The sequence below is a fragment of the Chitinibacter sp. SCUT-21 genome (assembly GCA_041874755.1).
Taxonomy (GTDB): domain Bacteria; phylum Pseudomonadota; class Gammaproteobacteria; order Burkholderiales; family Chitinibacteraceae; genus Chitinibacter.
This window is the reverse complement of record CP102611.1, coordinates 470838-497286: the sequence shown is the minus strand read 5'-3', so window position 1 is coordinate 497286 and position 26449 is coordinate 470838. Positions and strand designations below refer to the sequence as shown.

The 26449-nt window shown below is 48.6% G+C and carries 25 protein-coding genes; 11 read left to right on the top strand and 14 right to left on the bottom strand.

Annotated features, from left to right (window positions below):
* Positions 1-30: 30 nt before the first annotated feature.
* The 6 genes from rlmM to NT239_02235 form a co-directional block, all read right to left on the bottom strand.
* The gene (gene rlmM, locus NT239_02260; GenBank protein ID XGA71685.1) at positions 31-1086 is read right to left on the bottom strand and encodes a 23S rRNA (cytidine(2498)-2'-O)-methyltransferase RlmM; all 1056 of its coding nucleotides are present in this window, start codon (positions 1084-1086) and stop codon (positions 31-33) included.
* A 98-nt stretch (positions 1087-1184) separates the two neighbouring features.
* Positions 1185-2723, bottom strand: coding sequence for a HAMP domain-containing histidine kinase (locus NT239_02255; protein XGA71684.1), 1539 nt, complete (start codon positions 2721-2723; stop codon positions 1185-1187).
* A gap of 38 nt (positions 2724-2761) precedes the next feature.
* Positions 2762-3412 carry an energy-coupling factor ABC transporter permease gene (locus NT239_02250; GenBank protein XGA71683.1) on the bottom strand — a complete coding sequence of 217 codons (651 nt, stop codon included), beginning with the start codon at positions 3410-3412 and terminating at the stop codon, positions 2762-2764.
* Positions 3413-3415: 3 nt separating this feature from the next.
* Positions 3416-4063 carry an alpha/beta fold hydrolase gene (locus tag NT239_02245; protein ID XGA71682.1) on the bottom strand — a complete coding sequence of 216 codons (648 nt, stop codon included), beginning with the start codon at positions 4061-4063 and terminating at the stop codon, positions 3416-3418.
* A 39-nt stretch (positions 4064-4102) separates the two neighbouring features.
* Positions 4103-4414, bottom strand: a complete 312-nt coding sequence (locus NT239_02240; GenBank protein ID XGA71681.1) for a (2Fe-2S) ferredoxin domain-containing protein — start codon at positions 4412-4414, stop codon at positions 4103-4105.
* A 73-nt stretch (positions 4415-4487) separates the two neighbouring features.
* A complete protein-coding gene (locus NT239_02235; protein ID XGA71680.1) occupies positions 4488-5579 on the bottom strand; it encodes a hypothetical protein in 1092 nt (363 codons plus the stop codon).
* Here NT239_02235 and NT239_02230 point away from each other — a divergent pair.
* Positions 5561-6184: a WbuC family cupin fold metalloprotein gene (locus NT239_02230; protein XGA71679.1), complete on the top strand. Its 624-nt coding sequence runs from the start codon at positions 5561-5563 to the stop codon at positions 6182-6184. The two genes, NT239_02235 and NT239_02230, sit on opposite strands and share 19 nt — an antisense overlap.
* Before the next feature lie 48 nt (positions 6185-6232).
* Here NT239_02230 and NT239_02225 read toward each other — a convergent pair whose 3' ends face one another.
* Together NT239_02225 and metG are read right to left on the bottom strand one after the other, a co-directional pair.
* Positions 6233-6514, bottom strand: a complete 282-nt coding sequence (locus NT239_02225; protein ID XGA71678.1) for an acylphosphatase — start codon at positions 6512-6514, stop codon at positions 6233-6235.
* 88 nt (positions 6515-6602) lie between these two features.
* Entirely contained in the window at positions 6603-8642 is a 2040-nt protein-coding gene (gene metG / locus NT239_02220; protein ID XGA71677.1) for a methionine--tRNA ligase, read from the bottom strand.
* Positions 8643-8807: 165 nt separating this feature from the next.
* Between metG and NT239_02215 the strand changes: the two genes are divergently transcribed.
* From NT239_02215 to typA, 5 genes are all read left to right on the top strand, one after another.
* Positions 8808-12713 carry a response regulator gene (locus tag NT239_02215; protein ID XGA71676.1) on the top strand — a complete coding sequence of 1302 codons (3906 nt, stop codon included), beginning with the start codon at positions 8808-8810 and terminating at the stop codon, positions 12711-12713.
* Entirely contained in the window at positions 12713-13075 is a 363-nt protein-coding gene (locus tag NT239_02210) for an Hpt domain-containing protein (protein ID XGA71675.1), read from the top strand. The genes NT239_02215 and NT239_02210 overlap by 1 nt, the downstream gene beginning before the upstream one ends.
* A gap of 33 nt (positions 13076-13108) precedes the next feature.
* Positions 13109-13735 carry a trimeric intracellular cation channel family protein gene (locus NT239_02205; protein ID XGA71674.1) on the top strand — a complete coding sequence of 209 codons (627 nt, stop codon included), beginning with the start codon at positions 13109-13111 and terminating at the stop codon, positions 13733-13735.
* Positions 13725-14339, top strand: a complete 615-nt coding sequence (locus NT239_02200; GenBank protein ID XGA71673.1) for a CoA pyrophosphatase — start codon at positions 13725-13727, stop codon at positions 14337-14339. The genes NT239_02205 and NT239_02200 overlap by 11 nt, the downstream gene beginning before the upstream one ends.
* A gap of 229 nt (positions 14340-14568) precedes the next feature.
* Positions 14569-16386, top strand: a complete 1818-nt coding sequence (gene typA / locus NT239_02195) for a translational GTPase TypA (protein XGA71672.1) — start codon at positions 14569-14571, stop codon at positions 16384-16386.
* 120 nt (positions 16387-16506) lie between these two features.
* Here typA and bamC read toward each other — a convergent pair whose 3' ends face one another.
* Positions 16507-17646 carry an outer membrane protein assembly factor BamC gene (gene bamC, locus NT239_02190; GenBank protein XGA71671.1) on the bottom strand — a complete coding sequence of 380 codons (1140 nt, stop codon included), beginning with the start codon at positions 17644-17646 and terminating at the stop codon, positions 16507-16509.
* A 24-nt stretch (positions 17647-17670) separates the two neighbouring features.
* On the bottom strand, positions 17671-18552 hold the full coding sequence (dapA, locus tag NT239_02185; GenBank protein ID XGA71670.1) for a 4-hydroxy-tetrahydrodipicolinate synthase: 882 nt from the start codon (positions 18550-18552) through the stop codon (positions 17671-17673).
* A gap of 461 nt (positions 18553-19013) precedes the next feature.
* Here dapA and nagE point away from each other — a divergent pair, with 461 nt between their 5' ends.
* Together nagE and NT239_02175 are read left to right on the top strand one after the other, a co-directional pair.
* A complete protein-coding gene (gene nagE, locus NT239_02180) occupies positions 19014-20504 on the top strand; it encodes an N-acetylglucosamine-specific PTS transporter subunit IIBC (protein XGA71669.1) in 1491 nt (496 codons plus the stop codon).
* Positions 20505-20530: 26 nt separating this feature from the next.
* Entirely contained in the window at positions 20531-21013 is a 483-nt protein-coding gene (locus NT239_02175) for a PTS glucose transporter subunit IIA (protein XGA71668.1), read from the top strand.
* A 77-nt stretch (positions 21014-21090) separates the two neighbouring features.
* Here the strand turns inward: NT239_02175 and NT239_02170 are convergent, their stop codons facing one another.
* The gene (locus NT239_02170; GenBank protein XGA71667.1) at positions 21091-21783 is read right to left on the bottom strand and encodes a hypothetical protein; all 693 of its coding nucleotides are present in this window, start codon (positions 21781-21783) and stop codon (positions 21091-21093) included.
* Positions 21784-21802: 19 nt separating this feature from the next.
* On the bottom strand, positions 21803-22549 hold the full coding sequence (fnr, locus tag NT239_02165; protein ID XGA71666.1) for a fumarate/nitrate reduction transcriptional regulator Fnr: 747 nt from the start codon (positions 22547-22549) through the stop codon (positions 21803-21805).
* Positions 22550-22724: 175 nt separating this feature from the next.
* On the opposite strand from fnr, the gene hemN reads away from it, so the two are divergent.
* A complete protein-coding gene (gene hemN / locus NT239_02160; GenBank protein XGA72845.1) occupies positions 22725-24131 on the top strand; it encodes an oxygen-independent coproporphyrinogen III oxidase in 1407 nt (468 codons plus the stop codon).
* Between the two features lie 48 nt (positions 24132-24179).
* Positions 24180-24854 (top strand): sulfite exporter TauE/SafE family protein, encoded by a 675-nt coding sequence (locus NT239_02155; GenBank protein XGA71665.1) that lies wholly within the window; start codon positions 24180-24182, stop codon positions 24852-24854.
* 26 nt (positions 24855-24880) lie between these two features.
* Here the strand turns inward: NT239_02155 and NT239_02150 are convergent, their stop codons facing one another.
* Positions 24881-25390 (bottom strand): GNAT family N-acetyltransferase, encoded by a 510-nt coding sequence (locus tag NT239_02150; GenBank protein ID XGA71664.1) that lies wholly within the window; start codon positions 25388-25390, stop codon positions 24881-24883.
* 63 nt (positions 25391-25453) lie between these two features.
* Between NT239_02150 and NT239_02145 the strand changes: the two genes are divergently transcribed.
* Entirely contained in the window at positions 25454-25798 is a 345-nt protein-coding gene (locus NT239_02145; GenBank protein XGA71663.1) for a YkgJ family cysteine cluster protein, read from the top strand.
* 2 nt (positions 25799-25800) lie between these two features.
* Here NT239_02145 and NT239_02140 read toward each other — a convergent pair whose 3' ends face one another.
* Positions 25801-26439 carry a class I SAM-dependent methyltransferase gene (locus NT239_02140; GenBank protein ID XGA71662.1) on the bottom strand — a complete coding sequence of 213 codons (639 nt, stop codon included), beginning with the start codon at positions 26437-26439 and terminating at the stop codon, positions 25801-25803.
* Positions 26440-26449 lie beyond the last annotated feature (10 nt).

Here is a 26449-nt window from a genome sequence, read left to right as displayed (position 1 = left end):
GTTGAATGAATAATTGTCGCAGATTGTTATTTAGTCTTTTGCTACCGTCAAGTACACGGTGATCTCTTCGCGATCGTGGTAGAGGTGTTTGGCTGTAATTTTGCACGGCATTTCAGCTTTGTCGAGTTTGGCCTCAATCAATGCAAAACATTTTTGCACTTCCAAATAGCGTTTTTTCATTGGTAATTTCAGATTGAAGATTGCGCGACGTGCGTTACCTGCAGACACCCATTTAGCAATCAGCTCAGCAACCCGAATCGGCTGCTCAACCATATCGCAAACCAGCCAGTCAACAGGGTTTTTGGGGCGGAACTTAAAGCCATCGTCGCGAATGTGTTTAACCTGATGGTGGCCATCCATACTACCTTTCATTGGGCCGTTGTCGATCGCAAAAACTTTCAGGCCGCGGCTCACCAATTGGTAAGTCCAGCCGCCTGGCGCAGCGCCCAAATCAACAGCGCTCATACCTTCACGTAGTTTAGATTCTGGATTTTCAACCAGCACCAAAATCGCTTCGAGTAATTTTAGCGTGGAGCGGCTTGGGGCATCGACCGGCATGCGTAAGCGCGGAATGCCATTGACCCAATCGGTGTCGCGCGCTGGGCGGGAGGCAATAAACACTTCGTTTTGTTGCGGGAAAAACAAGTGGAGACGATTGCGCACGCGCTGTGGCTGCAGCCAATCATGCTCTGCCGCCGCTTTAGCAACGTAATCACCAAATTTGCGGCAGAAACTCGACAGTGATTTGCCATCGTTCGTATCTGGATATTCCAGCCAAACGTCGCTAAATGCCGAGTTGATTTCTTTTAATGCAGTAACAATCGGTGTTAGGCGATCTTTGCCACCTAAGGTTAGTCGATCGTGAACTAGCAAAGTTTGACGCGGAAAAATCAGCTGCTTATTCACTAAGCTGGTCAGTGCTTTGGGGTTTTTATCTTTGGGCGTAAAAACAATCCAGCCATCGCCGCGTTCAAAAGTGCCATCGCACATTGCGTTATCGGCTATTTCTTCTGCGCAATCGGGTTCAAACCCGGGACGGCAATAGACCAGAAGCGCTTTGGGTGTGGCAGTAATGATGTCGGACATGGTTGCGCTCAGTGTAAAACCCGCAAGGATACCCAAGAACGCGTCAGCTTGCTATCACAGCGGGGCAGAAAAAGTAACAGCAGCATCTGAAAGGTTAATTATGGAACACGGCAGGGTAGATGAATTTCAAATCGGGTGCCGTGGCCTAATTCAGAATAAACTTTAATTTGCCCACCTAAGGTTTGCGTGACCAAATTAAATACAATATTAAGCCCCAAGCCGCTGCCCCCTTTGGCGCGTTTGGTGGTGAAGAAGGGGTCGAAAATTTTATCGACAATATTCGCGGGTATACCCGTCCCATTATCGCTGACATTCAGCCACACCCAATCGCCGTCTTGTTCGGCTGCAATGGTAATATTATTTTCCTTGTCGATATCAAAGGCATCGTTTTTGTCAAATGCGTGCAAGACCGCATTGTTCAGCAGATTCGTTAAAATTTGTGATACTGCGCCGGGGAAACTATCCATTTTTATTGGCTTGGGGCAATCGATAAGAATGTTCACGGTCGAGTGTTTTAGTAATGGACGCAGACTCGTCATGACTTCATTCAGATAAGTTTGTAACTCAAAATCGCGCCTCACTTCTGAAGTTTGATCGACGGCTACCCGCTTGAAGCTTTGAATTAAGTCTGCAGCGCGCGAGGCATTACTGAGAATCAGGGCTGAAGACTGTTCTGCGGTTTCGGCATAATTAATGGCGTCAGATTTTTTGATTTGCCCAGCCTCTACCAGCTGATGAAATTTGCCAGACTCATCGTGCAGCACTGAGGCACTGGTTAAAATAATACCGACAGGGGTGTTGATTTCGTGGGCAATCCCAGCGACCAGGCTACCCAGAGATGCCATTTTTTCTGATTGCACCAAACTTTTTTGAGTTTCTCGCAATTGACTCAAGGCGACCTCAGCGTCTTCTTTTGCTTGACGCATTTCACTCTCGGTCCGTACTAAATTAATCACATCATCCTGTAGACGATGCGCAATTCGATTGTAGCTGACTGAGACTTCATCGATTTCTACATAGGTGCTACGCGGTAAGTCGATGTCTTTGTGGCTATCGTCGCGTTCGGCAATTTGATTAAGCCTTTCGCGTAATAGTGCCAACGGGCGGATCACAATACGCTGCAATGTGCGCGACAGTGCAAACACGACCAGAGCATCTAAAATTAAAATTTCGATCAGCTTCTCGATTACTTGACTGCGTAGTTGCTGCACAATGGTGTTGCGGTTGGTCATGAAATGGACATGGCCAAGCGTTTTTTGATTTTCAGCGCCGCTGTAATTGAGCGGGAAAGATTTTGCATCTTTGCCAAGGGTTGGGTTGCTTATTTTGCTGATTTCACCGTCCTTGTTTCGAATACGTCCGTCAAGAAATGAGTCGCCATTATAAATTTCGATGCCACTAATTCCGGGGTAACTCATTTCAGCATCTAGAATGCGAGCGAGCTGAATGTCGTCGAAATTCCACAAAACACCAGGAACGACTGTTTCCATCCGCTGTTTCATGCGGCTTTGGTAGTCTCGCAGTTCTGCTTCGAGTCGTTCTTGCGTGTGCAAATAGGAAACGGCGCCCGAAATGGTGAGCGCTGCGGTGAGAATTAGTACAGAGATTAAATTTAAATGATTTCGAATTCGGCGCATGGCTAAATTGCAAGCTGGTTAGGCTTTCAATTTAGCAGTTAATCGCGTTTTTGCAGGTATTTTCTATCGTCAAACGTGGCAACCCATTGCGGCAACCATACTACGAGCAAGGTGAGATTAAGCCCGGTGGTAAAGCCTTCGGGCCAGCCCATTAAGAAGTAATAGGGCAGTACTTCTTCAGTTAAAAAATCCCAAGGGTATGCGCCCGATGTGGCCAGAGCGAGTGCATGCAATAAGCCATACGCCCACATGCTTAGTGCTGCGGCGCAAAAGCTATTGAAGAAGATGTAGACGAAATAGTTTAGAGGCAAGCGCCGCTGCGCCCAGCTCAATAGTGCGCTACAGATCAATATCGGGATTGCGCCTTTTAAAAGCCAAAATAGGCCGATACTTTGCCAGGGTATATGGCCGAATGCAGCTTGCAATAATATTAATCCGGCAATACCTAGTAGGGCTCGATTGCGTCCAGCAATCAGGCTTAAAGCTGCGCTGCCTAAGATATGAAAACTAATCCCGGCTTGCACTTGGGCTTTGAGCTGCCAAGTGAGCAAAATGACGATGCAGCTGGCGAGCCACGCCGTAATTTGCGGCTGCGGTATGCTGGCCCAGCGCTCAAATCGTACGGCGTAAAAAAGGCCAGTTGCCATCAGCAACCAGCCTAGGTGCAGCCAAGTGTCAGCGTACAGCATGGTTTAGAAGCGCCACGCTTTATCAACCAGTTGCGCGAGCTGAGTCAGTCTGCCGTGGAAAAAATGGCCAACGCCAGGCACGACTAATACCGGCAATTGTTGCGGACGCGCCCAATCGAGTACCGCCGCCAAACTAATTACTTCGTCTTCTTCGCCGTGGATTACCAGCGTATTGGCCGGTACGGTTGGGAATTCGTAGCGGCTAACCGCAGGGCCGACCAAAATCATGCCTTCTACTTCATGCTCGCCGAGGCGCTCGCGTAAACGGCTTTGCACCAAAGTACCAAACGAGAAGCCAGCTAAAGTTACACGCTGAACACTTGGATTTTCGGCGCGCGCAAAAGCCAAGACTGCGGCCATGTCGTCCGGTTCATGCTCACCACGGCTATGTACGCCGTCCGAGCGGCCAACGCCGCGCAGATTGGGGCAATACACCACATAACCCAAGCGCGATAACGTTTTGGCCAAAGTGTGGACGACTTTATTATTAAACGTGCCACCTTCCAGCGGGTTAGGGTGCGCGACCAAAGCAATGCCAATGGTTTCAGACCAAGCCGATTCCAGCTTTTGGCATTCCAGCGTGCCAGCCGGGCCAGCAATGTGGATCAGCTCAAACGAGGCGGCTTTGCGGGGTATATTGCTCTTGGTCATATGGGTATTGATCTGTGTTTAAATACTTTGCGGGGTATTTTAGATTTTCAAGCGTTCAACGGTGCGGCCATGCACGAGGTGCTCGTTAATGATCTCGTCGATGTCGTCTTTATCGATGTAGGTGTACCAAGTTTCTTCCGGGTAAATCACGATCACCGGACCTTCTTCGCAGCGCTCTAAACAGCCGGCTTTATTAATCCGCACTTTGCCGGTGCCGTTGAGGCCCAAGGCTTTAACACGCTCTTTGGCGTAAGCCCACAGCTGATCGGCGCCACAGCTATTACAGCTTTGACGCTCGCCCGGCTCGCGCTGGTTCAGGCAAAAAAACACATGATGCTGGTAAAAACCCATTTCAATCTCGCTTTAATAATGGCGGCTAAAACCTGCTGCGCATGGTTGTTACCAAGCGCAGCGGCGCGGGCGTTTATTGCACCGAGGCGATGCTAGCACCGAGGTTGTGCGCGGTGATAAACAGCGGCAAACCATCGGTGTCGAGTACGGGCTGGACATTGCCGATCATTTTGACCACTTCAACACGGCATTCGCGCATTAGTTCGGCCACATATTGTTCGATATACGCCACTTGATCGTTCGCCGCCAACGGCCACACATAGCCTTCCCAACGCTCTGGGTCTTCTTGACTGCTAAAGGTGATGCGAATTTCGGCATTTTCGTGCGCCGCCACCGTCACAACCGGAGTGCGACCTTTGCTGCGGATGCTACGCAAGGCGTTGCTGGCCATCACTTGCAGGCGCGTTTCGAGTTGGCAAACGCGGCCCGCGTCTTGCGCAGCAAGCCACGACATTGGTGGGCGCGGAATTGGGAACAAGGTAACGCCATTGGTTTTGAGCGTGTCGCTGATCAATTGCGCCAACGGCATGCCCCAAGCGCCGACTTGGCCGCCCAATTTAATTGCAGGCGCTGCGTCTTGGTGTTGAATGGTCACGCCGATCAAATAGCGCAAAGCCACCACTTCGTCCTTGATCGCCACGGCAGAACCGGCCGAATCAATTGGGAAGCGCGCTGCTTCGCAAATCGTTTCACGCCATTCGGCGATTTGCGCTGGGTTAATCGCGGCGACTAAGTCAGGTGCGAGTAGCGCGCCAGACAAGAAGGCGTCGGCATCTGCCGCTACAACACCGTGTTCGCGCAAAATCGCCAAAGCTTGCGCGCCATCGATTTCGCTCGGCAAGCTGGTTTCGCCTTTAAAACCGGCTACCAAGACCACAGGAATCGCGAACGGAATCGCAAATTGGGCCGAAGTCGATTGCTCAACTTCATCACGAATGCATTGCCAAAGCTCGAACCATGCTTCTTGTGACGGCACTTGAGTGATTGCGCCGTTTAAACCGTAATGATCGCGCGCAGCGAGCAATTCAGCGATTAGCTGGCGTAAACCATGGCGTTTGATCGCAACTTGCGCGGCGTCGCGTTCAGTCATCAAGGACATCAGTTGGCGAATAACAGGGTTTTGCGGGTTTACGCGTGGGTAGAGGCGTGGATCTGGCAGCGTCATGGCAGTGCTTTCAGTATTTAAATATTCGAGGTCGCGATTATACCTGCGGCGATGCGCAGTTGTCGCCATTGCTGATGTTTGGTGCGCAGCGTGGTTTAATACGCTTTTACAACGTGCTGACCTTGCTGCTGATGAATACACATTCCTTGCTCAATCAATCATTAATCAACGAGTTGCTGCTTGAAGCACAAGCTAGCCCGCGCTTGCGCAAAAATCGTAATTTCCATGTTGGCGATGATGCGCAATGTCACCGTTTAGCCAATGCCCTACAGGTAGATAGCTATGTTCATCCGCATCGCCATATGAACGAACATAAAGCCGAATCAATGCTGATGTTGGCGGGTGAGTTGGGCGTATTAATTTTTGATGAGGCTGGCCAAGTGATTGCCAAGCACCATTTAAAGGCGGGTGGTGAGGAGTATGGAATTAATATCGAGGCCAAAACTTTTCATGCGGTCGTCGCTTTAACGCCCTGTGTGTTTTTCGAGGCAAAAGCAGGTCCGTATGTGCCGGTTGCTGCAAATGAACTCGCCACGTGGGCGCCCAAGGCAGACGAGGCTGCCAGTGTTGAATATTTGGCGTGGATGCGCTCGCAATTCGTGTAATGGGTATTTGATGCTGGGCTTTTTGTGGATTGCTCTAGATCGATATACCTAGATGGTCATCATTTCGTGAAAGCCGTTATAGCCTTTAAATTCAACCTTTTGTTTGCTCACCGCATCAACGTGCGCGCCTTCTGGCCCTGTTTCGAGCCAATGAGCCAGTTCGGCTAAATCGGCGCTATCGCCTTCGGCCCATACTTCGACGCGACCGTCGGTGCGGTTGCGCACGTAGCCGGCCAGTTGCAATTCTTCGGCAAGTTGGCAAGTCGCCCAGCGAAAGCCGACGCCTTGCACGTGTCCGGCAATAAAAAAATGAAAAGCAGCATTGGCCATTTTTTGCTCGCAAGGGATGGTTTGCTTTTAGTGTAGGCAATAAAAAACGGCAGAGAAACTCTGCCGTTTTGTTTGTTGCGATGCGCTATTATTTCACGCGCATACCCGGTTTGGCGCCATCGTGCGGCTCTAGGATGTACAAGCCGCCATCGCCGCCAGCGGCAAGGACCATGCCTTCAGACATGCCAAACTTCATCTTGCGCGGCGCTAGATTGGCGACCATCACGGTGTGTTTGCCGATCAAGTCTTCCGGTTTGTACGCTGATTTTATGCCAGCAAATACATTGCGGGTTTCGTTACCAATATCCAGCGTCAGCTGCAGCAACTTCTCGGCGCCTTCAACGTGTTGGGCATTGGCGATACGTGCAATGCGCAAATCCACCTTCATAAAGTCATCGATGCTGATGGTCTCGGCAATCGCTGGGATATCAAACGCTGGCGTAGTTTGCGCGGCTGGTGCTTCAACTGGGGCTAAGGCTTGCTTGTTTTCTTCGACCATCGCTTCGATATTTTTCGGGTCAATGCGCACCATCAAATGGTTGTAGGCGTTGATGGTGTGATCCAGCAACAGGCTTTGCGCATCTGCCCAAGTGAGTGGGGGTATATTAAGGAAAGCCTCTACATCCGTGGCCAATTTAGGTAATACTGGCTTGAGGTATGTGGTGAGCAAGCGGAAGGCATTGATTAAGATCGAGCAAACGCGTTGCAAATCTGCTTCGCGCCCTTCTTGTTTGGCCATTTCCCACGGTTTGTTTTGATCGACAAACTGATTTACTTCGTCGGTCAAGGCCATGATTTCGCGAATCGCGCGGCTGTATTCACGTGCTTCAAAATGCGCTGCGATGGTTTCGCTACTTGCTTGCAGTTTGGCTAGCAATGGCTCGTTGCCCAAGTCCGCGGCGAGTTTGCCTTCAAAGCGCTTGGTAATAAAGCCCGCCGCGCGGCTGGCGATATTGATGTATTTGCCGATTAGGTCGGAATTGACGCGAGCAGTGAAGTCTTCGAGGTTCAAATCGATGTCTTCAAAGGTGTTCGATAGTTTGGCCGCAAAGTAATAGCGCAACCACTCAGGATTGAGGTGGTTTAAGTACGACTCGGCCGTAATAAACGTGCCACGCGATTTACTCATTTTCGCGCCATCAACAGTCAAGAAACCGTGCGTATTGATCGCCGTTGGCGTGCGGTAGCCAGCAAATTCCAGCATCGCAGGCCAAAATAGCGCGTGGAAATACAGAATGTCCTTGCCAATAAAGTGATACAGCTCGGTGGTCGAATCGCGTTTCCAGTATTCGTCAAAGTCGATACCTAGGCGGTCACACAGGTTTTTGTGGCTGGCCATATAGCCAACGGGCGCATCGAGCCAAACGTAGAAATATTTGCCCGGTGCGTCAGGGATTTCAAAGCCAAAATACGGCGCGTCGCGCGAGATATCCCAATCAGATAGGCCTGATTCGAACCATTCTTGCATCTTGTTCGATGCTTCGGCTTGTAATTTACCTTCAGTGGTTGTCCAGCCTTTCAAGAAGTCTTCGCACTCACCCAGTTTAAAGAAGTAGTGCTCAGATTCGCGCATTTCTGGCGTCGCGCCAGATACGGCTGAGTATGGGTTTTTCAGCTCAGTCGGGCTGTAGGTTGCGCCACAGACTTCACAGTTGTCGCCGTATTGATCTTTGGCTGAGCATTTTGGGCATTCGCCTTTCACAAAACGGTCGGGCAAAAACATGTTTTTAACTGGGTCGTACAACTGATTAATTGTGCGACTAATGATCTTGCCGTTGGCGCGCAGTTTTTTATAAATATCGCTGGCAAACTGGCGGTTTTCTTCACTATTGGTGCTGTAGTAGTTGTCAAACCCAACATGAAAACCTGCAAAATCCCGCGAATGTTCGCCGTGCACACGCGCAATCAGTGCTTCTGGCGTAATCCCTTCTTTTTCCGCCCGTAACATAATCGGCGTGCCGTGCGTGTCATCCGCGCAAACGTAGTGGCAGGTATGGCCACGCTGCTTTTGAAAGCGAACCCAGATGTCGGTTTGGATGTATTCCACCAGGTGGCCGATGTGAATCGCACCATTGGCGTAAGGCAACGCGGAGGTCACTAAGATTTTACGAGGAGTTTGTGTGGTCATGAAATCGCCAAATGAAAGCAAACAATCGGCGATTATAACCCAGCCGCAATGGCTGCGCTGCATTCTGCGGGCTGTGGTCTATAGTTCTAGGGCAAAGTTTGAACCATGTAATTGATTAGCTTGCACGCTGAATGACAACTAGGGCAATAACCGGCGTAATTTTCGATGGAAAAAACCATTAGAGACTTTATATCCCATACTCAGATGGCGATTATCGTAGTAGCCATCATGGGGGTGGCGGCTTCGTTGTTGGGGTGGCGTATTGCTAGCGACAAAGTGCACGCGTTAGAGCAGGCTCGATTTTCACAGCACGTAGACAATATGGTGGGTAATTTGCAGCTACGTGTGCAAAGCCTGTCTTTGGGTTTGGCTGGTGTAAGTGCATTGCCGTTAATCACCAAGGGTGCGTTGCTGCCTAATCATTTTCGCAGTTATGTGGCTGCTCGCAACCTTGAGGCTGAGTTTCCTGGCGCTTTGGGTTTTGGATTTATTCGCAAAGTGGTGCCGGCTGATTTGGCCGATTACATCGAAAACCAGCGGGAATATCGACCAGATTTTGCCGTCAAGCCTATGGTTGGCGTTACTAAAAATCCCGAACAAGATTACTTTGTCATTGAATATATTGAGCCGCTGGCGCTTAACCGTCAGGCCCTAGGACTCGATGTTGCGATGGAGCTGCGTCGCAGGGAGGCTGCATTACGAGCGATGAGAACGGGTAAGGTGGCTATTTCAGAAAAAATTCAATTGGTACAGGCGAATCGGCAAGAGGCTGGTTTTTTAATGTTTTTGCCTTATTACTTGCCATCGTTAGAGGGGATTTCCTTATCAAGTTTAAATGAAAGTGAGCGCATAGATTCATTAGTAGGTTGGGTATATACCCCAATACTTGCTTCAAAGTTAATGCGGGGCTTAGAAAAATATTTACCAGCTGACGCTGACTTCGAAATTTACTCTGGTCAATCAGTAGAGTCAAAGCAGTTACTTTTCGATTTTGATCGTCATACCCTCACAAGCTCTGCGCCATCGGCGGCCGATAGATTGTTTTTTAGAAGGGATAAAATCGAAGTGGGTGGGCAGGTTTGGATTGTCGAAACTAGTGCCGAAAGACTGCAGTATGATTTTCAGCATTGGGTTCCCTTAATTATTCTTTTTTCAGGTTTTTTATTTACTGGTTTTATCGTTGCATTGCTACGTAGTATGGGGCTGGTAAAGAATAAAGCGTTAATTTTAGCTGAGGAAATGTCTGCCACAGCAAGGCATCGTGAATTACAGATGAATGCAATGTTAGATAGTACCCCTGATGTAATTATTTTGGCAGATATACATGGCACAATAGTGAGTGCTAATCGAGCTTTGCAAGATATTTTCGGTTATGAGGTTGCAGATGTAGTTGGAAATAACGTTTCAATATTAATGCCGACAGATGTAGGTGCTCAACATCAAAACTTTATCAAAAAATATCACTATTCTGGCGATTCAAAAGTAATGGGTTATGGTCGTGATATGTGGGCCCAAAAGAGGGGTGGTCAGAAATTTCCTGTGGAGATTAACTTAAATCAATTCGAATTTTCTGGGGATCGTTTTTTGGTGGCGCAAATTCGTGATGTATCTATCCGATACTATGCAGAAGAGGCGTTGCAAAAGAGTGAGCGACAATTAGAATTGATATTGGCCTGTTCGGGGTTGGGGGTCTGGAATTTAAATTTACTGAATGGGCAGGCTTTCTTCGGTGGGCAATGGGGGGAAATGTTGGGTTATGTTACTGCAGATTTGGCTCCCTCGGTTGAGGTGTGGCGCTCACTAGTTCATCCTGATGATTTAATTGCAGCGGATTTGGCTTTGGATTCACATATTAATAAAAAAACAACTACATATAGTTGCGAAATGCGTCTAAAAACATCGAGAGGAGATTGGAAGTGGGTGTTGGCAGTTGGGCGAGTTTATGAGCGAGATCAGCAAGATCGCGCAGTAAGAATTGCAGGTATACATTTGGATATCGATGTTAGAAAAAACAACGAATTAATGTTGCTTCGTCGTGAAACTGAGTTAGTTCTTTTGCAAAATCAATTAAGTGGGGTAATTAATTCAGCTACTGAAATTGGTATTATTGCCACAGATACACAAGGAGTAATTCGTTTATTTAGCCCTGGTGCAGAGCGGATGCTAGGTTATGAGGCAGTGGAACTACTGAATATTCAAACCCCAATGGTTTTTCATGTTTTACATGAGATTGAAGCAAGGGCAAAAAATCTTAAGGAGCAAACAGGGAAAGATATTCTAGGTTTTGATGTGTTTAGCTACTTTGCCAAGCAAGGTGTTAGTGATACCAATGAATGGACTTATGTTCGAAAAAATGGTGACCATCTTCAGGTAAATTTGTCGGTGACTTCGATCCTTGATGATGTGGGAGAAATAAGTGGTTATCTAGCGATTGCAGTGAATATAACGGATCAAAAGAAACTGCAAGCCTCGATGGAACAAGCAAAAGAAATCGCTGAATCTGCAAGCCGAGCAAAAAGTGATTTTTTGGCCAATATGAGCCATGAGATTCGTACGCCAATGAATGCCGTGATTGGTTTTTCTTCTTTGCTTGCGGACACAGGGTTAAATTCAACGCAAGAAGAATATGTTAAGTCAATTCAAAATTCTGGAGAGGCGCTATTAAATTTAATTAATGATTTACTCGACTTTTCTAAGATTGAGGCCGGGCATCTTGAATTGGAGCGTATTGAGTTTGATTTGCGGCATACTTTTGAGGGCGTGTTGGATATTGTTTCTGAAAAAGCAACGCGGCAATCCTTGGATTTGGCTTGCTTAGTTGAACCCAGTGTGCCAAACAAGCTGATCGGAGATCCCGGGCGTTTGCGGCAGGTAATGCTCAACTTGTTGAATAACGCGATTAAATTTACAGCTCAGGGCGAGGTAGTTGCTCGTGTGTCTGCCACGATGGAATCTGAGCAATGTTGTAGATTGCGTGTAACGGTCAAAGATTCTGGGATAGGCATTGCCCCAGAGGTGATGGCGCGCTTGTTTAATCCATTTACTCAGGCTGATAGTTCAACAACTCGGCGCTTTGGTGGGACTGGTCTTGGCTTGTCTATCTGTCGTCGAATTGTGGAGGCGATGGATGGTGAAATTGGTGTGCAAAGTGAGATTGGACAGGGGGCAACCTTTTGGTTTGAGATTAATTTGGGGGTGGCAACGCTTTACAAGGATGAAGTTGAGTCTGATTTGGTCGGTTTGCGTGGCGCAAAAGCGCTGGTGGTCGATGATTTTGCGGCCAACCGCGAACTGCTTACTTTGCAATTAGCTTCATTTGGCATTGAAGCGGAATGCTTTGCTGATCCTTTGCAAGTTCTGGCCTCGATTGAGCAAAGTACTAGTACTTATGCGCTTGCCTTAGTTGATATGCAGCTACCAGTAATGAACGGCATACAGCTGGCGCAGAAATTGCGGGGGATTGATAAAAATATCTCCCTTATTTTACTGACCTCGATGGCTGTACCTGGTCTTGCGGCAGAGGCAAGGGAGGCTGGATTTACTGGCTTTTTAACCAAGCCTATTCGGCAAACTCAGCTTGGCTTTGTGCTCAGAGAGGCTCTAAAGATGAGTGCAAGGCCAGAAGGAGCCAAGCAGCTGCTTACGGCGCATGTGATGGCAGAGCAAATTGCAGCTCAAAAGCCCTATTTACTTTTAGCTGAAGACAATCCAATAAATCAAAAGGTTGCAGTATTAATGCTGGAGAAGCTTGGATGTAGGGTGGATGTTGCAGATAATGGACGGATAGCTTTCGAGGCTGTTCAAAATCATGATTATGATCTGGTTTTGATGGATTGCCAGATGCCTGAGTTGGATGGTTTTGAAACAACGAGCGAAATACGAGCCTTGGGCGATGGTTTTTCTGTTTTGCCAATTGTGGCATTGACGGCCAATGCATTTCAGTCAGATATCGATCAGTGCATGCTAGCGGGTATGAATGATTTTGTTTCAAAACCAGTACGTGCGGAAGAATTGCAACGCATATTAATCAAGTGGGTTATTGATCCCAAGAAAAAACCGGAGGTGCTGTGATGGATGCTAATTTAACTACCGCGGTAGAGCAAGAATTGGTCGATATCGAGGCCATGTTTAATGAGTTGAAAAACGCTGTTGGCATGGATATGCGTGATGAATTGTTGGCGCTGTTTTACCCCACTTTGGATGAGTGTTTGGCTGGGTTGGAGTCGGTAATTCCAGCCAATGATAAAGAGCAAATTATTAGCTTAGCGCACAAACTAAAGGGTGCAGCGGGTCAGTTAGGTGCGACACAGATCGCTCAGATGAGTAAAAATATTGAGCTGTCTGCAAAAAAAGATGAATTTGTATCAATACCCGATTATTTTTCTGAGCTTAAAGTGATTGCCGTCGCGGTTCGAGACAAATTAACCAGCTAGGTGGTTTTTATTTTTCATTGCTAGGATCTTGTTTTGCAGCTTCCGGAATTTACATGGTTGTATCTGATTGGCACTGCTTCATTTACCATTTCTGGTTATTTAATTGGCGCGCAAAAGCGTTTTGATGTGCTGGGTGTCGTGATTCTTGCGCTGTTGACGGCTATCGGTGGCGGCATGATTCGCGATGTTTTAGTCAATCAAGTGCCACGTGTGTTTGTTGATAATGGCCCGTTCTTTACTATTTTTTCAACGCTGGCTTTGGCTTGGTTGATTAAGTTGCACCAAAAAAATCGTGGCATGTTACGTAAGCTATTCATTGTTGCGGATTCCATTGGTCTAGTTGCTTTTAGTATTGCTGGAGCCCAAGTCGCGATGGCAATGGACTTGAATCTATTTGGTGTGTGTGTGTTGGCTTTTGTAACGGCGGTTGGCGGCGGTTTGGTGCGCGATATGATGGTTAATGATGTGCCATTTATTTTGCATGAAGATTTTTACGGTACGGTGTCTATAGTTGTTGCCATCTTGTTTTATTTTGCACAGATCAACGGAATGAACTCAGCAATGTGGGTGTGGGCTCTGTTCATGTTGGGATTGGTCTTGCGTCTGGTGGCGCACTGGCGTGATTTGAGTTTACCTAAGGTTGATTCTGATGCTGCCTGAAACCCCTAGTGAATTGCTCAATTGGCTGCGCCCACGGCTTTCTGCTTTTCAATCAAGTGTAGCCGCCGACATCAAACCAATCGCAACCCGTAAAGCTGCTGTGTTGATTGGTTTAGTGCTCCATCCGCAGTGTGTTTCGGTGTTATTGACACGTAGAGCTGATCATTTGTCTACGCATGCTGGTCAGGTCAGCTTTCCTGGTGGTGCGATCGAGGAGACCGATATTGACGCAATCGCTGCCGCCGTACGGGAAACTGAAGAAGAAGTTGGAATTGCTGCACATTTCATCGAGCCACTATGCACCTTGGGTGAGTACCACACAATTAGTGGTTTTTGTGTAACGCCTGTATTGGCGATTTTGCCGCCCGATTTGCCGCTATGTCCCGATGTTAATGAGGTGGCAGAGGTATTTGAATTGCCTCTATCGATTGCGCTTGATCCTAGTCGCTATGAGCGGCGCTACGTTGAGCGGGCAGGGGTAAGGGTCGCAACACATTTTCTTGAACACAACGGCAAAGTAGTTTGGGGTGCTACTGCGGGTATGTTGCTACAGCTATCTTCCAACTTGGGCTTGGAGGGTATACCACTAGATTGTACTCGGTAAGGGCGTTATGAATGCCAAACCTGATCATGACAAGTAATAGCGCTTGGAGTTTCATTGTAAATTGCAACTGTGTTAGAAAGTGCTCGGTGTAATGTTAGGAAAGCATGCCGTTTGTCATTAAAATCAACGCATTAGTGCGTTTTTTTTATGCCTGTCGCCGTGGAAGTTCAGAATTGTCTTCGAGGCGTGATACAATCCGCCACTTTCGCAAATAGCCCACAGTCCAAACATGACCCGTGCACTTCGTAACGTCGCCATCATCGCCCACGTCGATCATGGTAAAACCACGCTGGTAGACCAGCTTCTGCAACAAGCAGGCACTTTCCGCGCTAACCAGCAAGTCGCTGAACGCGTAATGGATAGCAACGATCTTGAAAAAGAGCGCGGCATTACCATTCTGGCAAAAAATACTGCCATCGAATACAACGGCACGCACATCAACATCGTAGACACCCCAGGTCACGCGGACTTCGGTGGTGAAGTTGAGCGTGTATTGGGTATGGTAGACGGCGTGTTGCTGTTGGTTGACGCTGTTGAAGGCCCGATGCCACAAACGCGTTTCGTGACGAAAAAAGCCTTGGCTTTGGGTCTGAAACCGATTGTTGTAATTAATAAAATTGACCGTCCGGGCGCTCGTCCTGATTGGGTTCACGATCAAGTTTTTGATTTGTTTGATAAGTTGGGCGCGACCGATGATCAGCTCGACTTCCAAATGATCTACGCTTCAGGTTTGAATGGCTTTGCTAAGCTGTCGCTAGAAGAAGAATCAGACAATATGCGTCCATTGCTAGACCTGTTGGTGTCTGCAGTGCCTGCGCCACCGGGCGACGCTGATGCGCCATTGCAATTGCAAATTTCTGCGCTTGATTACTCAACTTACACCGGCCGTCTTGGCGTTGGTAAAGTATTGAATGGCCGTATCAAGCCAGGTCAGCAAGTGGTGGTAATGAACCACGAAGAACAAGTGGCTGCGGGTCGTATCAACCAAGTTCTGGGCTTTAAAGGTCTGGAGCGCGTTGAAGTGGCTGAAGCTGAAGCCGGCGACATCATCATTATTTCTGGCCTGGAAGACATCGGTATCGGTGTAACGATCTGTGATAAAGACGCGCCAGTGGGTCTGCCAGTATTGGGTGTGGATGAGCCAACATTAACGATGGACTTTATGGTGAACACCTCACCATTGGCCGGTACTGAAGGCAAATTTGTAACTAGCCGCCAAATTCGTGATCGTCTGAATAAAGAATTGTTGGTTAACGTGGCATTGCGTGTTGAAGACACAGATGACACCGACGTATTCCGTGTTTCAGGTCGCGGCGAATTGCACTTGACGATTTTGTTGGAAAACATGCGTCGCGAAGGCTTTGAAATGGCCGTGGCTAAACCACGCGTGGTTTACAAAGAAATTAACGGCGTGAAATGCGAGCCGTATGAAAACCTGACCATCGACTTGGAAGACGAACACCAAGGCGGCGTGATGGAAGAAATCGGTCGTCGCCGTGGCGAATTGACCAATATGGTTTCTGATGGTCAAGGCCGTACACGTTTGGAATACCATGTTCCAGCGCGTGGTTTGATCGGTTTCCAAGGCGACTTCATGACCTTGACGCGTGGTACTGGCTTGATGAGCCATGTGTTTGATGACTACGCACCGGCCAAAGCCGATATGCCAGGTCGTCACAACGGCGTGTTGATTTCTCAAGACAATGGCGAAGCGGTTGCTTACGCATTGTGGAAATTGGACGATCGCGGTCGTATGTTTGTTAGCCCAGGCGATAAATTGTACGAAGGCATGGTAATCGGTATCCATAGCCGCGACAATGATTTGGTTGTGAACCCAATTAAAGGTAAGCAGCTAACTAACGTTCGCGCTTCAGGTACTGACGAAGCAGTGCGTTTGACGCCACCAGTGAAACTGACGCTGGAATCAGCGGTAGAGTTTATTGCTGACGATGAATTGGTTGAAATCACACCAAAATCAGTGCGCATCCGTAAGCGTTTCTTGACTGAGAACGAGCGTAAACGTAACTACAAAGCATCGGCTAACTAATCGTTAGTCGATATGAAAAAAGCCAATCACACGTGATTGGCTTTTTTATTGTTTTAAAAATGATGGGTATTGCTTGATAAGGTAAGCCACAGCTGCTGGCTGTGGCTATACTTGGCGCGATTATTTTAGTTGGTTCAATAAATCGCTTAGCATTTTCTTCTGTACTGCAGGGTCGATCGCTCCATCCTTGCTGCTGATGCTCAGTACTGTTTTGCCATTTTGCGTGGCCAATTTTACGTCGTAGCTTTGGCCTAATGATTTACTGATTTCTTCCTTCGATTCGCCTTTTTTCCAGAAAGCCAGCGATGCGAAGTAATTGGTTTCTAGCTCTTTATCAATGTCAGTGGCTGCGCGCTGTACGCTGTAAACGCCGGTGCTACGATTACGGTCTTGGACGTTGTAACCAATGCGGTCAAAAGCCAAGCCAACGCGGCGCCATGCACGGTCGAAGTTGTCAGTCAGTTCAATGGCTTGGCCTGAGGTTGAAAGCGCGGCACGGGCTGGCAGATTTTCTGCTTTCTTCGCTTCGGCTTGGGCGACATCTTTCTTAACGCCTAAAGTTTGCAGCATCATCGCCATGATTTCTGCTTCAAGTTCAGGCCTTGGTTCGCTCGGTGTCCAGACGGTACCATTCCATTGCTTCGTATTGGCTTCGCCTTCTTTATAAACTTCGGTCATGCCACGGTGTGTGACATAGATATTAACCGTGTTTGGTTTGGAGCTGCGTTCAATACGTGCACGATATTTGTCAAGGGTGTCGGTTGAAACAAATTGATCAGCTACTTTGCGAATCAAATTGGTCATGAAGTCGTTAGGCAGGTCGGCGCGATTTTGGAGCCAATCTGTCTCCATGACACCCGTATTGGGGTCTTCTTGTGTCAGGATAAAACCATTGGCAAGCCAGAAGTCTTTAATGTCGTCCCACGCTTTTTCTGCAGGGATTTGAGCTTCAATAAAACGGATGCCATCTTGCACTACAATTTGTGCGTTGCCGTACTGTGGCAGGACTTCCTGCCCTGATTGTGTGCGCTGAGTTTGTGTTGCTTGGGCTGATGTCGCGGTTGTTGGTGTGCTGTAGGCGTTATTTGCACTAATTGCCGTTAAATCAGGTGGGATTTCCAGTGTGTTTTTGTTGACGTTGTCGCTGCCGCTTCGGTAGTCCACTTTGCTGGAAAGTAGCGATTGATCTGTCGAGCAGGCTGACAGCATGACAATTAGTGTCGAAGCTAACGTGAGTTTCTTAATGTGTTTCGGTTGCATTGTTCTAACCTAGGTGAGCACTAATTACGGGTTGATCAGATCGGCTGCTTGCAAAGCTTTGCGCACAATAGCTTGTGCTGGCTCGCTTAGGCGCGTGAGTGGAAGGCGAATACCTGCTGGAATTTTGCCCATTGCTTCTAGCGCCCATTTTACTGGAATTGGATTGGCTTCGATAAACAGGTGGCGGTGTAGGTCTTGCAATTTGTCGTTAATCGCGCGAGCTGTGCTGATTTGTCCAGCCGCTGCTGCGGCACACATTTGGCTCATCGCTTGTGGTGCAACATTGGCGGTAACGGAAATCGTGCCGTGCCCGCCAATTAAAATAAATGGCAGGGTTGATGCATCGTCGCCACTGTAGAGTGCAAAATCGCTCGGTGCGCGCTTGGCTAAATCGGCTGCACGCTCCAAATTGCCAGTTGCATCTTTAATGCCGACGATATTGGGAAGTTTGGCCAGTTCGAGCGCGGTGTCGTTGCTTAGGTCGCATGCCGTGCGGCCCGGAACGTTGTAGAGTAGGGTGGGGAGAGCGGTGTTTTCTGCGATAGATTTAAAGTGTTGGTACAAGCCGTTTTGTGTTGGTTTGTTGTAATACGGCACTACGCTTAAACCATAATTGGCGCCAACCTCTAATGCCCGGTTTGATAAGTGGATTGCTTCTCGGGTTGAATTCGCGCCTGTGCCCGCAATTACCGGCACTCGGCCCGCTGCCTGTTCGACAACGGCGCGAACAATGGCGATATGCTCCTCAACATCCACTGTTGGCGATTCGCCCGTGGTGCCAACGGCGACAATGCCGTTCGTGCCTTGCTCAATATGCCAATCAACTAGTTTTCTTAACGTTGGGAAATCAATTTCGCCGTTCACATCCATGGGGGTGACGAGCGCGACAAGGCTACCTGTGAGCATAAGTAGTGGAACCAATGGCAGAAAAGAAACTATTCTAACCGAAGCCTTGTTTAGGTGAAACAGCGTCGTTCGAGACTTTTTAACGAAAATATGCGGCTGGCAAATTTTCTGTTCTTTTGCTGGGGTGTGAATGTAAAGAAATGTTGCGAAGTATTAAGAACGTGGCGGGTGGATTGTAAATATTGAGCGATCTCAACATGATTGCAACACAGCTCTGAGAACCTAACTGTATTAAGTTTGAATGTGTGTGGCAAAAGCTAAATGGCATATTGCTATTGTGTTTTCTGACTCGCACATGTTGTTACTTAAACATTGCCTAATATTGCAATGACAGTTAATAATCGCCATACCAGTTCTATTTTCTTAAGCTTTGCTTGAGAGGTTGACAGGTTGGAGTCGTAATAACAATGCCAGCTTTGGTTGGTTTATAAAAATCATTGAGTCATTTAAAGGTGAACAAGATGAATATTCTAGGGTATTTACAAAAAATCGGCCGCTCGCTGATGGTGCCTGTAGCAGTTCTTCCTGCTGCAGCAATCATGTTGGGTATCGGCTACTGGGCTGACCCAACGGGTTGGGGGGCAAATAGCCAGTTGGCTGCGTTCTTGATCAAAGCGGGTGCAGCAATTATCGACAAAATGCCAATTTTGTTTGCAGTTGGTGTTGCGTACGGTATGTCAAAAGATAAAGATGGCGCCGCTGCTTTGGCTGGTTTGGTTGGCTATTTGGTGGTGACAACACTGTTGTCTCCAGGTGCAGTTGCGCAAATTGAAGGTATCAAGCCTGAAGATGTGCCTAAAGCCTTCGGCAAAATCGAAAATGCCTTTGTTGGTATCTTAGCCGGTGTGATTGCGGGTGAGGTTTACAACAAATTCAGTCAAGTTGAATTGCACAAAGCACTGGCGTTCTTTAGTGGTCGTCGTTGCGTGCCGATTGTGACTTCGGTTGTGATGATTGTTGTATCGTTCATTCTGATGGCGGTTTGGCCAGTTATTTACAATGCATTGGTAAACTTTGGTCTGGGTATTAAAGACTTGGGTTCTGTCGGTGCAGGTATCTACGCCTTCTTCAACCGTTTGCTGATTCCTGTTGGTTTGCACCACGCTTTGAACTCAGTATTCTGGTTTGACGTTGCAGGTATTAACGACATCCCTAACTTCTTGGGCGGTGCTAAATCACTGGCTGAAGGCAAGGCTGTTGCTGGTGTGACTGGTATGTACCAAGCTGGTTTCTTCCCTGTGATGATGTTTGGTCTGCCAGGCGCTGCTTTGGCGATCTACCACACTGCTAAGCCAGCTAACAAAGCTGCTGTTGCTTCAATCATGGGTGCTGCTGCGGTTACTTCTTTTGTAACTGGTGTAACTGAGCCATTGGAATTCTCATTTATGTTTGTTGCGCCGTTGCTGTATGTGGTGCACGCATTCTTGACTGGTGTTTCTGTGTTCCTCGCTGCGCAAATGCAATGGATCTCAGGTTTCGCCTTCTCTGGCGGTTTCATCGACATGTTCTTGTCGTCGCAAAACCCATTGGCAGTTAAATGGTACATGCTGATCGTACAAGGCTTGGTATTCTTCGCGATCTACTACTTTGTATTCCGCGCAGCAATCACTGCCTTGAACCTGAAAACACCAGGTCGTGAAGATGAAGTTGCTGGCGAAGCTGCTGCGGCTCCTGCGGTATCGACTGCATCTGGTGATGTTGCACAATTGGGCGCGGCTTACGTTGCTGTAGTTGGTGGTGCGAGCAATATTACAAACGTTGATGCATGCATTACCCGTCTGCGTTTGTCTGTAAATGATGCTGATTTGGTTGACGAAGCGGCTGCAAAACGCCTTGGCGCAAGCGGTGTTATCAAACTGAACAAGCAAAGCGTGCAAATCATTGTTGGACCAAAAGCTGAGTTGATTGCAGACCAGTTGCGTGCCAATCTTGGTGTTGCTGCAAAAAAGTAACTGAGGCTGCACCGCAGCCTGCTGCGGTGGTTCCAGCCTCGAATCCCGGCGAAACAGTACTGCTTTCTCCTGTGACGGGCGAAGTGGTTGCTTTGGAAGATGTGCCTGATGCGGCATTTGCGACTAAAGCGGTTGGGGATGGTGTAGCGATTTTGCCAACTGGCAAATTAGTGGTAGCGCCATGCGATGGGCAGTTGGTTAAGATTTTTAACACCAACCATGCTTTTGCCCTCGTGAATGACGCTGGTGTTGAGTTGATTGTGCATATTGGTATCGAGACAGTAAAGCTGGCAGGTCAAGGTTTTACGCGTCTGGCAGAGCAGGGTAGCTTTGTTAAAGCTGGCCAGCCTGTATTGGAATTAGATCTGGAATTCCTTGGTGCCAATGCCAAATCGGTCATTAGTCCTGTTGTGTTAACCAATGCAGATGATTTTGCACCGGTGGCTAACGTGGCGAGTGGTTCGGTGATTGCAGGTCAAACGCCACTCTATACGATTCGCAAAAAATAATGATGAGTCGATAAATTAAAAACGCCACCTTAGGGTGGCGTTTTTTTATGCGCGGCATAATCAAGAGTGAATCGTGATTAGAATTTGGCGAGTAGTTTGGCCAATTGCACAATCGGAGCATCATTGCTCGACTGTTCTGATGGAATCAAATTGAATAAGGCGCTGCTTTGTGGGTGGTGCGGCATAAACTGCATTTTTTCGGGGTGTGTGGCTAGGTAATGGCGCGCTAGGCTGGCTAGGGCTTGGGTCTGCAATTGCTGTTGGGCCATAAAGGTAGCAAGTTGTGCGATGAGATCGCTGGGCTTGATGGCCTGTGCAGTGTTGAGTTGCTCTGTCGTGGTTGCCCAATTTAAAAATGGGGGTGTGCCTTGCGGCGTAATGAGTGCATGCCACAGTTGTTGTAAAAAACAACAAGCCCCCAGATCGCCAATATGCAGCCAGCCATTCTCGATGGGGGCTAGGCAATTTATTAGCTCGCACGCCACAGTTAAACTATCTTTGCTGCCACTGGCTAGGGTGATAAACCCGTGGCTTGGTGCGAGTGGCGAGGGTATGAGGGTGAGATCAATCACGTACGGTGATTGTTGTTGTAGTTGCGCTAGTTGTTCTGCTAGTGGGCTTTGAATCAGCAGGATCAAGTCGTCAGGCTTGATTGGCGGGAGTTGGGCTTTAAGCGGATGTAGGCAAAAATTGCTGCTCGGCGGCTTAAGCACCAGGCGAGCAGCAACAAGGGGTATTAGTTCAGGTGGGGCTATTAGATGGGCTTGCATCAATATACCCCTGTTTAAATTACTCGTCGTGGCAGGTGTTAAGCAGCTTTTTGAGGCTGTCGATGTTTTCCAGCTCAATTAAGCGGTTTTGCACTTTGATAAAGCCCTGATCTTGAAACTTTGACAGGGTTCGGCTGACTGTTTCGAGTTTTAAACCCAAGTAACTGCCGATCTCTTCGCGCGTCATGCGCAGATGGAAGCTGCTGGAAGAATAGCCGCGGATGGCAAAGCGCTGAGATAAATTCAGCAAGAAGGCAGCCAGGCGCTCCTCAGCTTTCATATTGCCCAGTAGTAACATCACGCCATGATCGCGCACAATTTCACGGCTCATCACTTTGTGGAAGTGGCGTTGCAGTAGCGGGATTTCGCGAGAGAGGTCTTCAATGTCATTAAATGGCAATTCACATACTTCACTGTCTTCCAGCGCAATTGCATCGCAGGTGTGCACATCGGTGCTGATCGCGTCCATGCCCATCAATTCGCCCGACATGTGAAAGCCGGTTACCTGTTCGCGCCCGTCTTCAGAAATCACACTTGCTTTGAAAAAGCCAAGGCGAATGGCGTACAGTGAACGGAATGGCTCACCAGCGCGGTACAGTGCCTCACCGCGTTTGACGGGGCGAGCTTGGGTGATGATCGAATCTAGCTCCTGCATTTCGTCTTGCGAGAGCCCCAGTGGTAGGCATAGTTCGCGCAAGCTGCAGTTAGTACATGAATTGCGCAAGTGACGTGGGGACAAGTCGCGAACTTGGATTGGGGAAATCATGAAAATCTCACAAGAAAAAATAATCGTGCAGGGGGAGTATTGTAACTCTCTGAAGAGGTAGATACCCCACTGTCATTGCATTGAGCTTGATTTAAATCAAGCTGTTTCATTGTACTAGCTTTTAAGCTGCGCCTGCTAGTATGGGGGAGGAGTAATTATGTCGTTATCTAAATTCATGGAAAGCCAGTCGTTTCAATCGCAGGGCGGGATCGAGTTCGATCGCGAACTTATTGTGCGCTATGACGGCAAAGGCCCACGCTACACTTCCTACCCCACTGCGGATCGTTTTACCCAGGATGTCACCAGTGAGCAATACCGACACCTGTTGCAGCAACGGCTGCCCGGTGCCTTAGTGAATCCATTGTCACTTTATTTTCACATCCCTTTCTGTAATACCGTATGTTACTACTGCGGCTGTAACAAGATTATTACCAAGGACACAAGTAAAGCCGACGATTATATCCGTTATTTGAGCAAAGAGATCGAAATGCATGCCGCAAACTTACCGCTGCGGCCTAAGGTAAGTCAGCTGCACTTTGGTGGGGGGACGCCGACTTTTTTGTCTGAAGCTCAATTAACGCGCCTGATGGATGTGGTGCGCACGCACTTCGATTTATTACCGACTGGGGAATACTCTATCGAGATCGACCCGCGCAAAGTCGGCGAGCCCATGATACGCACGCTGGCGCAACTCGGTTTTAATCGTATGAGCGTCGGGATTCAAGACTTTAACCCCGCAGTGCAAGAAGCCGTCAATCGGATTCAATCTGAAGAAGAAACCCGCTCCGTGATTGAAGCTGCGCGCATGCACGGCTTTAAATCGGTCAGCGTTGATTTAATTTATGGTCTACCCAAGCAAACCGCAGCAACGATAGCCGAAACGATCAATCGAGTGCTCACTTTACGCCCTGATCGCATCGCGCTATACAACTACGCGCACTTGCCAGAACGTTTTATGCCGCAACGGCGTATTAATGAGGCAGACTTGCCAAGTGCGGATGTGAAGCTCGATATTTTGCAAAATTCCATCCAGCAGCTGATCGACGCCGGTTATGTGTTGATCGGTATGGATCATTTTGCCTTACCGAATGATGATCTGGCCGTAGCGCAGCGCCGTGGCCGTTTGCAGCGCAATTTCCAAGGCTATTCAACGCACGCTGACTGTGATTTGCTGGCGTTTGGCGTGTCGTCGATCGGGAAAGTGGGGGCGAATTACCACCAAAATGTGAAGACACTGGAAGAATATTACGCCAAGCTCGACACCGATGAATTTCCGGTGGTGCGCGGCTTGCAAATGAATCGCGATGATGCGATACGTCGTGCGGTGATTCAAGCGTTGATGTGCCAGTTTGAGCTGTATTATCAAGCGATTGAAGTGAGCTACATGATCGATTTTGCCGATTATTTTGCGACCGAAATCGAGTTACTGCAGCCACTGGTTGTCGATGGTTTATTAACCGTCGAGGCGGATGGCCTGTTTGTTACGCCGAAAGGCCGCTTGCTGATTCGTTCGATTGCGATGGTGTTTGATCAATATTTGCGGACAAAAACCACGCAAGCGCGGTATTCTCGCCTGATCTAATTTTTTTAGCCTAGCGCCTCATGTTTGAGGCGCGTCAGGCTTCTTTTCATGCTCGAAGTTAATTTATTTGCGCTTTTTCTGGCTGGCTTACTCGGCGGTGGGCATTGTATCGGCATGTGCGGCGGTATTGTTACGGCGTTTAGCCTGCAATTGCCGCTGGGCGCACGCTGGCCGTATTTACTCGGCTTTAATCTGGGGCGCTTGGCAGGCTACGCCGCCATTGGCTTTTTGCTTGGCGCGCTGGCGAGTTTTGCGACTTTAGCTGCTTTGCAAAGCATCAAACTCATTCTGGCGCTGGCAGCGAATCTCTTATTGCTCGTTTTAGGCTTGTATATTGGCGGCTGGAGTAGGGCACTCACCAAAGTTGAAAAGCTGGGGCAACCTGTTTGGCGACTTGTGCAGCCGTGGATGCGTAAATTATTACCCGTACGCAGTGTATGGCAGACGCCGTTGATTGGCTTACTCTGGGGCTGGATACCCTGTGGTTTGGTTTATACCGCAAGTTTGTCTGCGCTGGCGAGTGCCAATCCAATCAGTGGCGCCGGTGTGATGCTGGCGTTTGGCCTTGGCACCTTGCCTAATTTATTGCTGATGGGTCTAATGGCGCGCCGCTTGCAAAGCTATTTGCAAAAAACATGGGTGAAACGCAGTTGTGGTCTGCTAGTGATTGCGATGGCCGTGTATCAGCTATTTTTGTTATTAAGGTATATGCTGGCAGGCTAAATAAATAATGGCTTGTGTCAATATACCTATTGGCTTAAGTCTCGCAACATCAAAACAGCCTGCCCATATTGCTGTAAAGCTGCGTCTTGTTTTGCCGCTACACTAAACCCCATCTTTTGCCAAAACGTCTGCGCGTCACCGACTGCGACCAGCATTGCTTGCGAGTAACCCTGTTGCCGCGCCCAATTGAGCGCGTGTTCGCTGAGTAGGCGACTTAGATTCAGCCCGCGCCCGTCAGGGTGAATGGCTAGATCGTGTAGATAAAAACGATCTGCCTCGCTTGGCCACGCTTGTTCGGCACGATTAAGCGCGGGTGGCGTATCGCCATGCCAAGGGTGGGTAAACAAATAACCGAGCACTTGTCCATTTTGCTCGATCAGCCACGAGCATTTACCCGCAAATTGCAATTTCGACAAAAACGTCGCTTCATCTTCGAGCAAATGCGCCGGGTAAGACGCAGCCTGAATCGCCAAAATACGTGGCAAGTCTGCCGGGGTGATGGTGCGAATCGCGCTGGATGAGAAGACTGCTGGCACTTGACCGAAACCTTGGTTTTAGATTGAATTCGCTCGGTATTTTACTGCAAAGGTTGTTTCCCCGTGAGTAGCAATAATCCCTGTACTAGCTGCGGCGCCTGTTGCGCCGCATTTCGCGTCTCGTTTGATCGCTCGGAATTATCAAGCGAAGGTGGCCTAGTGCCTGATGGGCTCGCCGATTACGAGACCGCATACACGGCGCGGCTCCGCGGTACCGATTATGCGCAACCGCGCTGTATTGCCCTGATTGGCAAAATTGGCGAGCAAGTCTCGTGTGGGATTTACCGTGAGCGCCCATCGCCGTGTCGCGAATTTGGCGCTTTGGCTGAAATTGGCGTGTTTAGCGCCGCCTGTAATCGCGCGCGGGCAAGGCATGGCTTGCCCGCGCTGCAAATCGACGATGAATAAGGCTAGTGGCTTGTGGCCGTCGTGTTGTGCGCGCTGAGCAAATATTGCACGCTACACAAGGGCGTGGCCCAAGCTGTTTTGCCCAGCCAGCGCCAAAAGCGGCTTTTTGCCCATTGTTGGCCCAGTCCTGTGCATTGCTCAACTTTGAAACCTGCTTGGCTGAGTAATTCTTGCGCGGTGGCCTGCGTAAAAAAACGCAAATGCGTGCGATCCAAAATGCCCGCCGCCTGATATTGCCAGCGACCATGAAACAGCAGTGGCAGCACAACGCTGTGATGCTGAATATTCGGTACGCTGACGATAATTTGCCCGTTAGGTTTTAGCAGCTGCTTTAATCGCTTCAGCAAAGCCCACGGATCGCGCAAATGCTCAAGCACATCTAGGCACAAAATCAGATCAAATTGCCCTAACTGTGCCAAATCAATTTGTTCGGCATCACCCTCAATGACGAGATCTAATTGCTGGCGCGCAATTTCACTTGCGTCGTGGCAATATTCCAGCCCGACGATTTCATCGCATACGCCATTGGCTTTTAGCCACGCCAATGTACCGCCATTGCCGCAGCCTACTTCAAGCGCGCGCTGCGCATGGCTCGGTAAAAGAGGTGAAATTTCACTGCGAATATGACCGTAGTATTCCATGATGCGCTCC

Excerpts from the sequence above, each read along its gene's own strand:
- NT239_02225 (XGA71678.1), bottom strand. The coding sequence starts at position 6,514 with ATGGCCAATGCTGCTTTTCATTTTTTTATTGCCGGACACGTGCAAGGC.
- NT239_02235 (XGA71680.1), bottom strand. The coding sequence starts at position 5,579 with ATGACGCTGCCAGATCCACGCCTCTACCCACGCGTAAACCCGCAAAAC.
- NT239_02245 (XGA71682.1), bottom strand. The coding sequence starts at position 4,063 with ATGACCAAGAGCAATATACCCCGCAAAGCCGCCTCGTTTGAGCTGATC.
- NT239_02250 (XGA71683.1), bottom strand. The coding sequence starts at position 3,412 with ATGCTGTACGCTGACACTTGGCTGCACCTAGGCTGGTTGCTGATGGCA.
- nagE (XGA71669.1), top strand. The coding sequence starts at position 19,014 with ATGAATATTCTAGGGTATTTACAAAAAATCGGCCGCTCGCTGATGGTG.
- fnr (XGA71666.1), bottom strand. The coding sequence starts at position 22,549 with ATGATTTCCCCAATCCAAGTTCGCGACTTGTCCCCACGTCACTTGCGC.
- NT239_02170 (XGA71667.1), bottom strand. The coding sequence starts at position 21,783 with ATGCAAGCCCATCTAATAGCCCCACCTGAACTAATACCCCTTGTTGCT.
- NT239_02140 (XGA71662.1), bottom strand. The coding sequence starts at position 26,439 with ATGGAATACTACGGTCATATTCGCAGTGAAATTTCACCTCTTTTACCG.
- dapA (XGA71670.1), bottom strand. The coding sequence starts at position 18,552 with ATGCTCACAGGTAGCCTTGTCGCGCTCGTCACCCCCATGGATGTGAAC.
- NT239_02215 (XGA71676.1), top strand. The coding sequence starts at position 8,808 with ATGGAAAAAACCATTAGAGACTTTATATCCCATACTCAGATGGCGATT.
- metG (XGA71677.1), bottom strand. The coding sequence starts at position 8,642 with ATGACCACACAAACTCCTCGTAAAATCTTAGTGACCTCCGCGTTGCCT.
- NT239_02240 (XGA71681.1), bottom strand. The coding sequence starts at position 4,414 with ATGGGTTTTTACCAGCATCATGTGTTTTTTTGCCTGAACCAGCGCGAG.
- NT239_02255 (XGA71684.1), bottom strand. The coding sequence starts at position 2,723 with ATGCGCCGAATTCGAAATCATTTAAATTTAATCTCTGTACTAATTCTC.
- hemN (XGA72845.1), top strand. The coding sequence starts at position 22,725 with ATGGAAAGCCAGTCGTTTCAATCGCAGGGCGGGATCGAGTTCGATCGC.
- rlmM (XGA71685.1), bottom strand. The coding sequence starts at position 1,086 with ATGTCCGACATCATTACTGCCACACCCAAAGCGCTTCTGGTCTATTGC.
- NT239_02200 (XGA71673.1), top strand. The coding sequence starts at position 13,725 with ATGCTGCCTGAAACCCCTAGTGAATTGCTCAATTGGCTGCGCCCACGG.
- NT239_02210 (XGA71675.1), top strand. The coding sequence starts at position 12,713 with ATGGATGCTAATTTAACTACCGCGGTAGAGCAAGAATTGGTCGATATC.
- NT239_02155 (XGA71665.1), top strand. The coding sequence starts at position 24,180 with ATGCTCGAAGTTAATTTATTTGCGCTTTTTCTGGCTGGCTTACTCGGC.
- bamC (XGA71671.1), bottom strand. The coding sequence starts at position 17,646 with ATGCAACCGAAACACATTAAGAAACTCACGTTAGCTTCGACACTAATT.
- typA (XGA71672.1), top strand. The coding sequence starts at position 14,569 with ATGACCCGTGCACTTCGTAACGTCGCCATCATCGCCCACGTCGATCAT.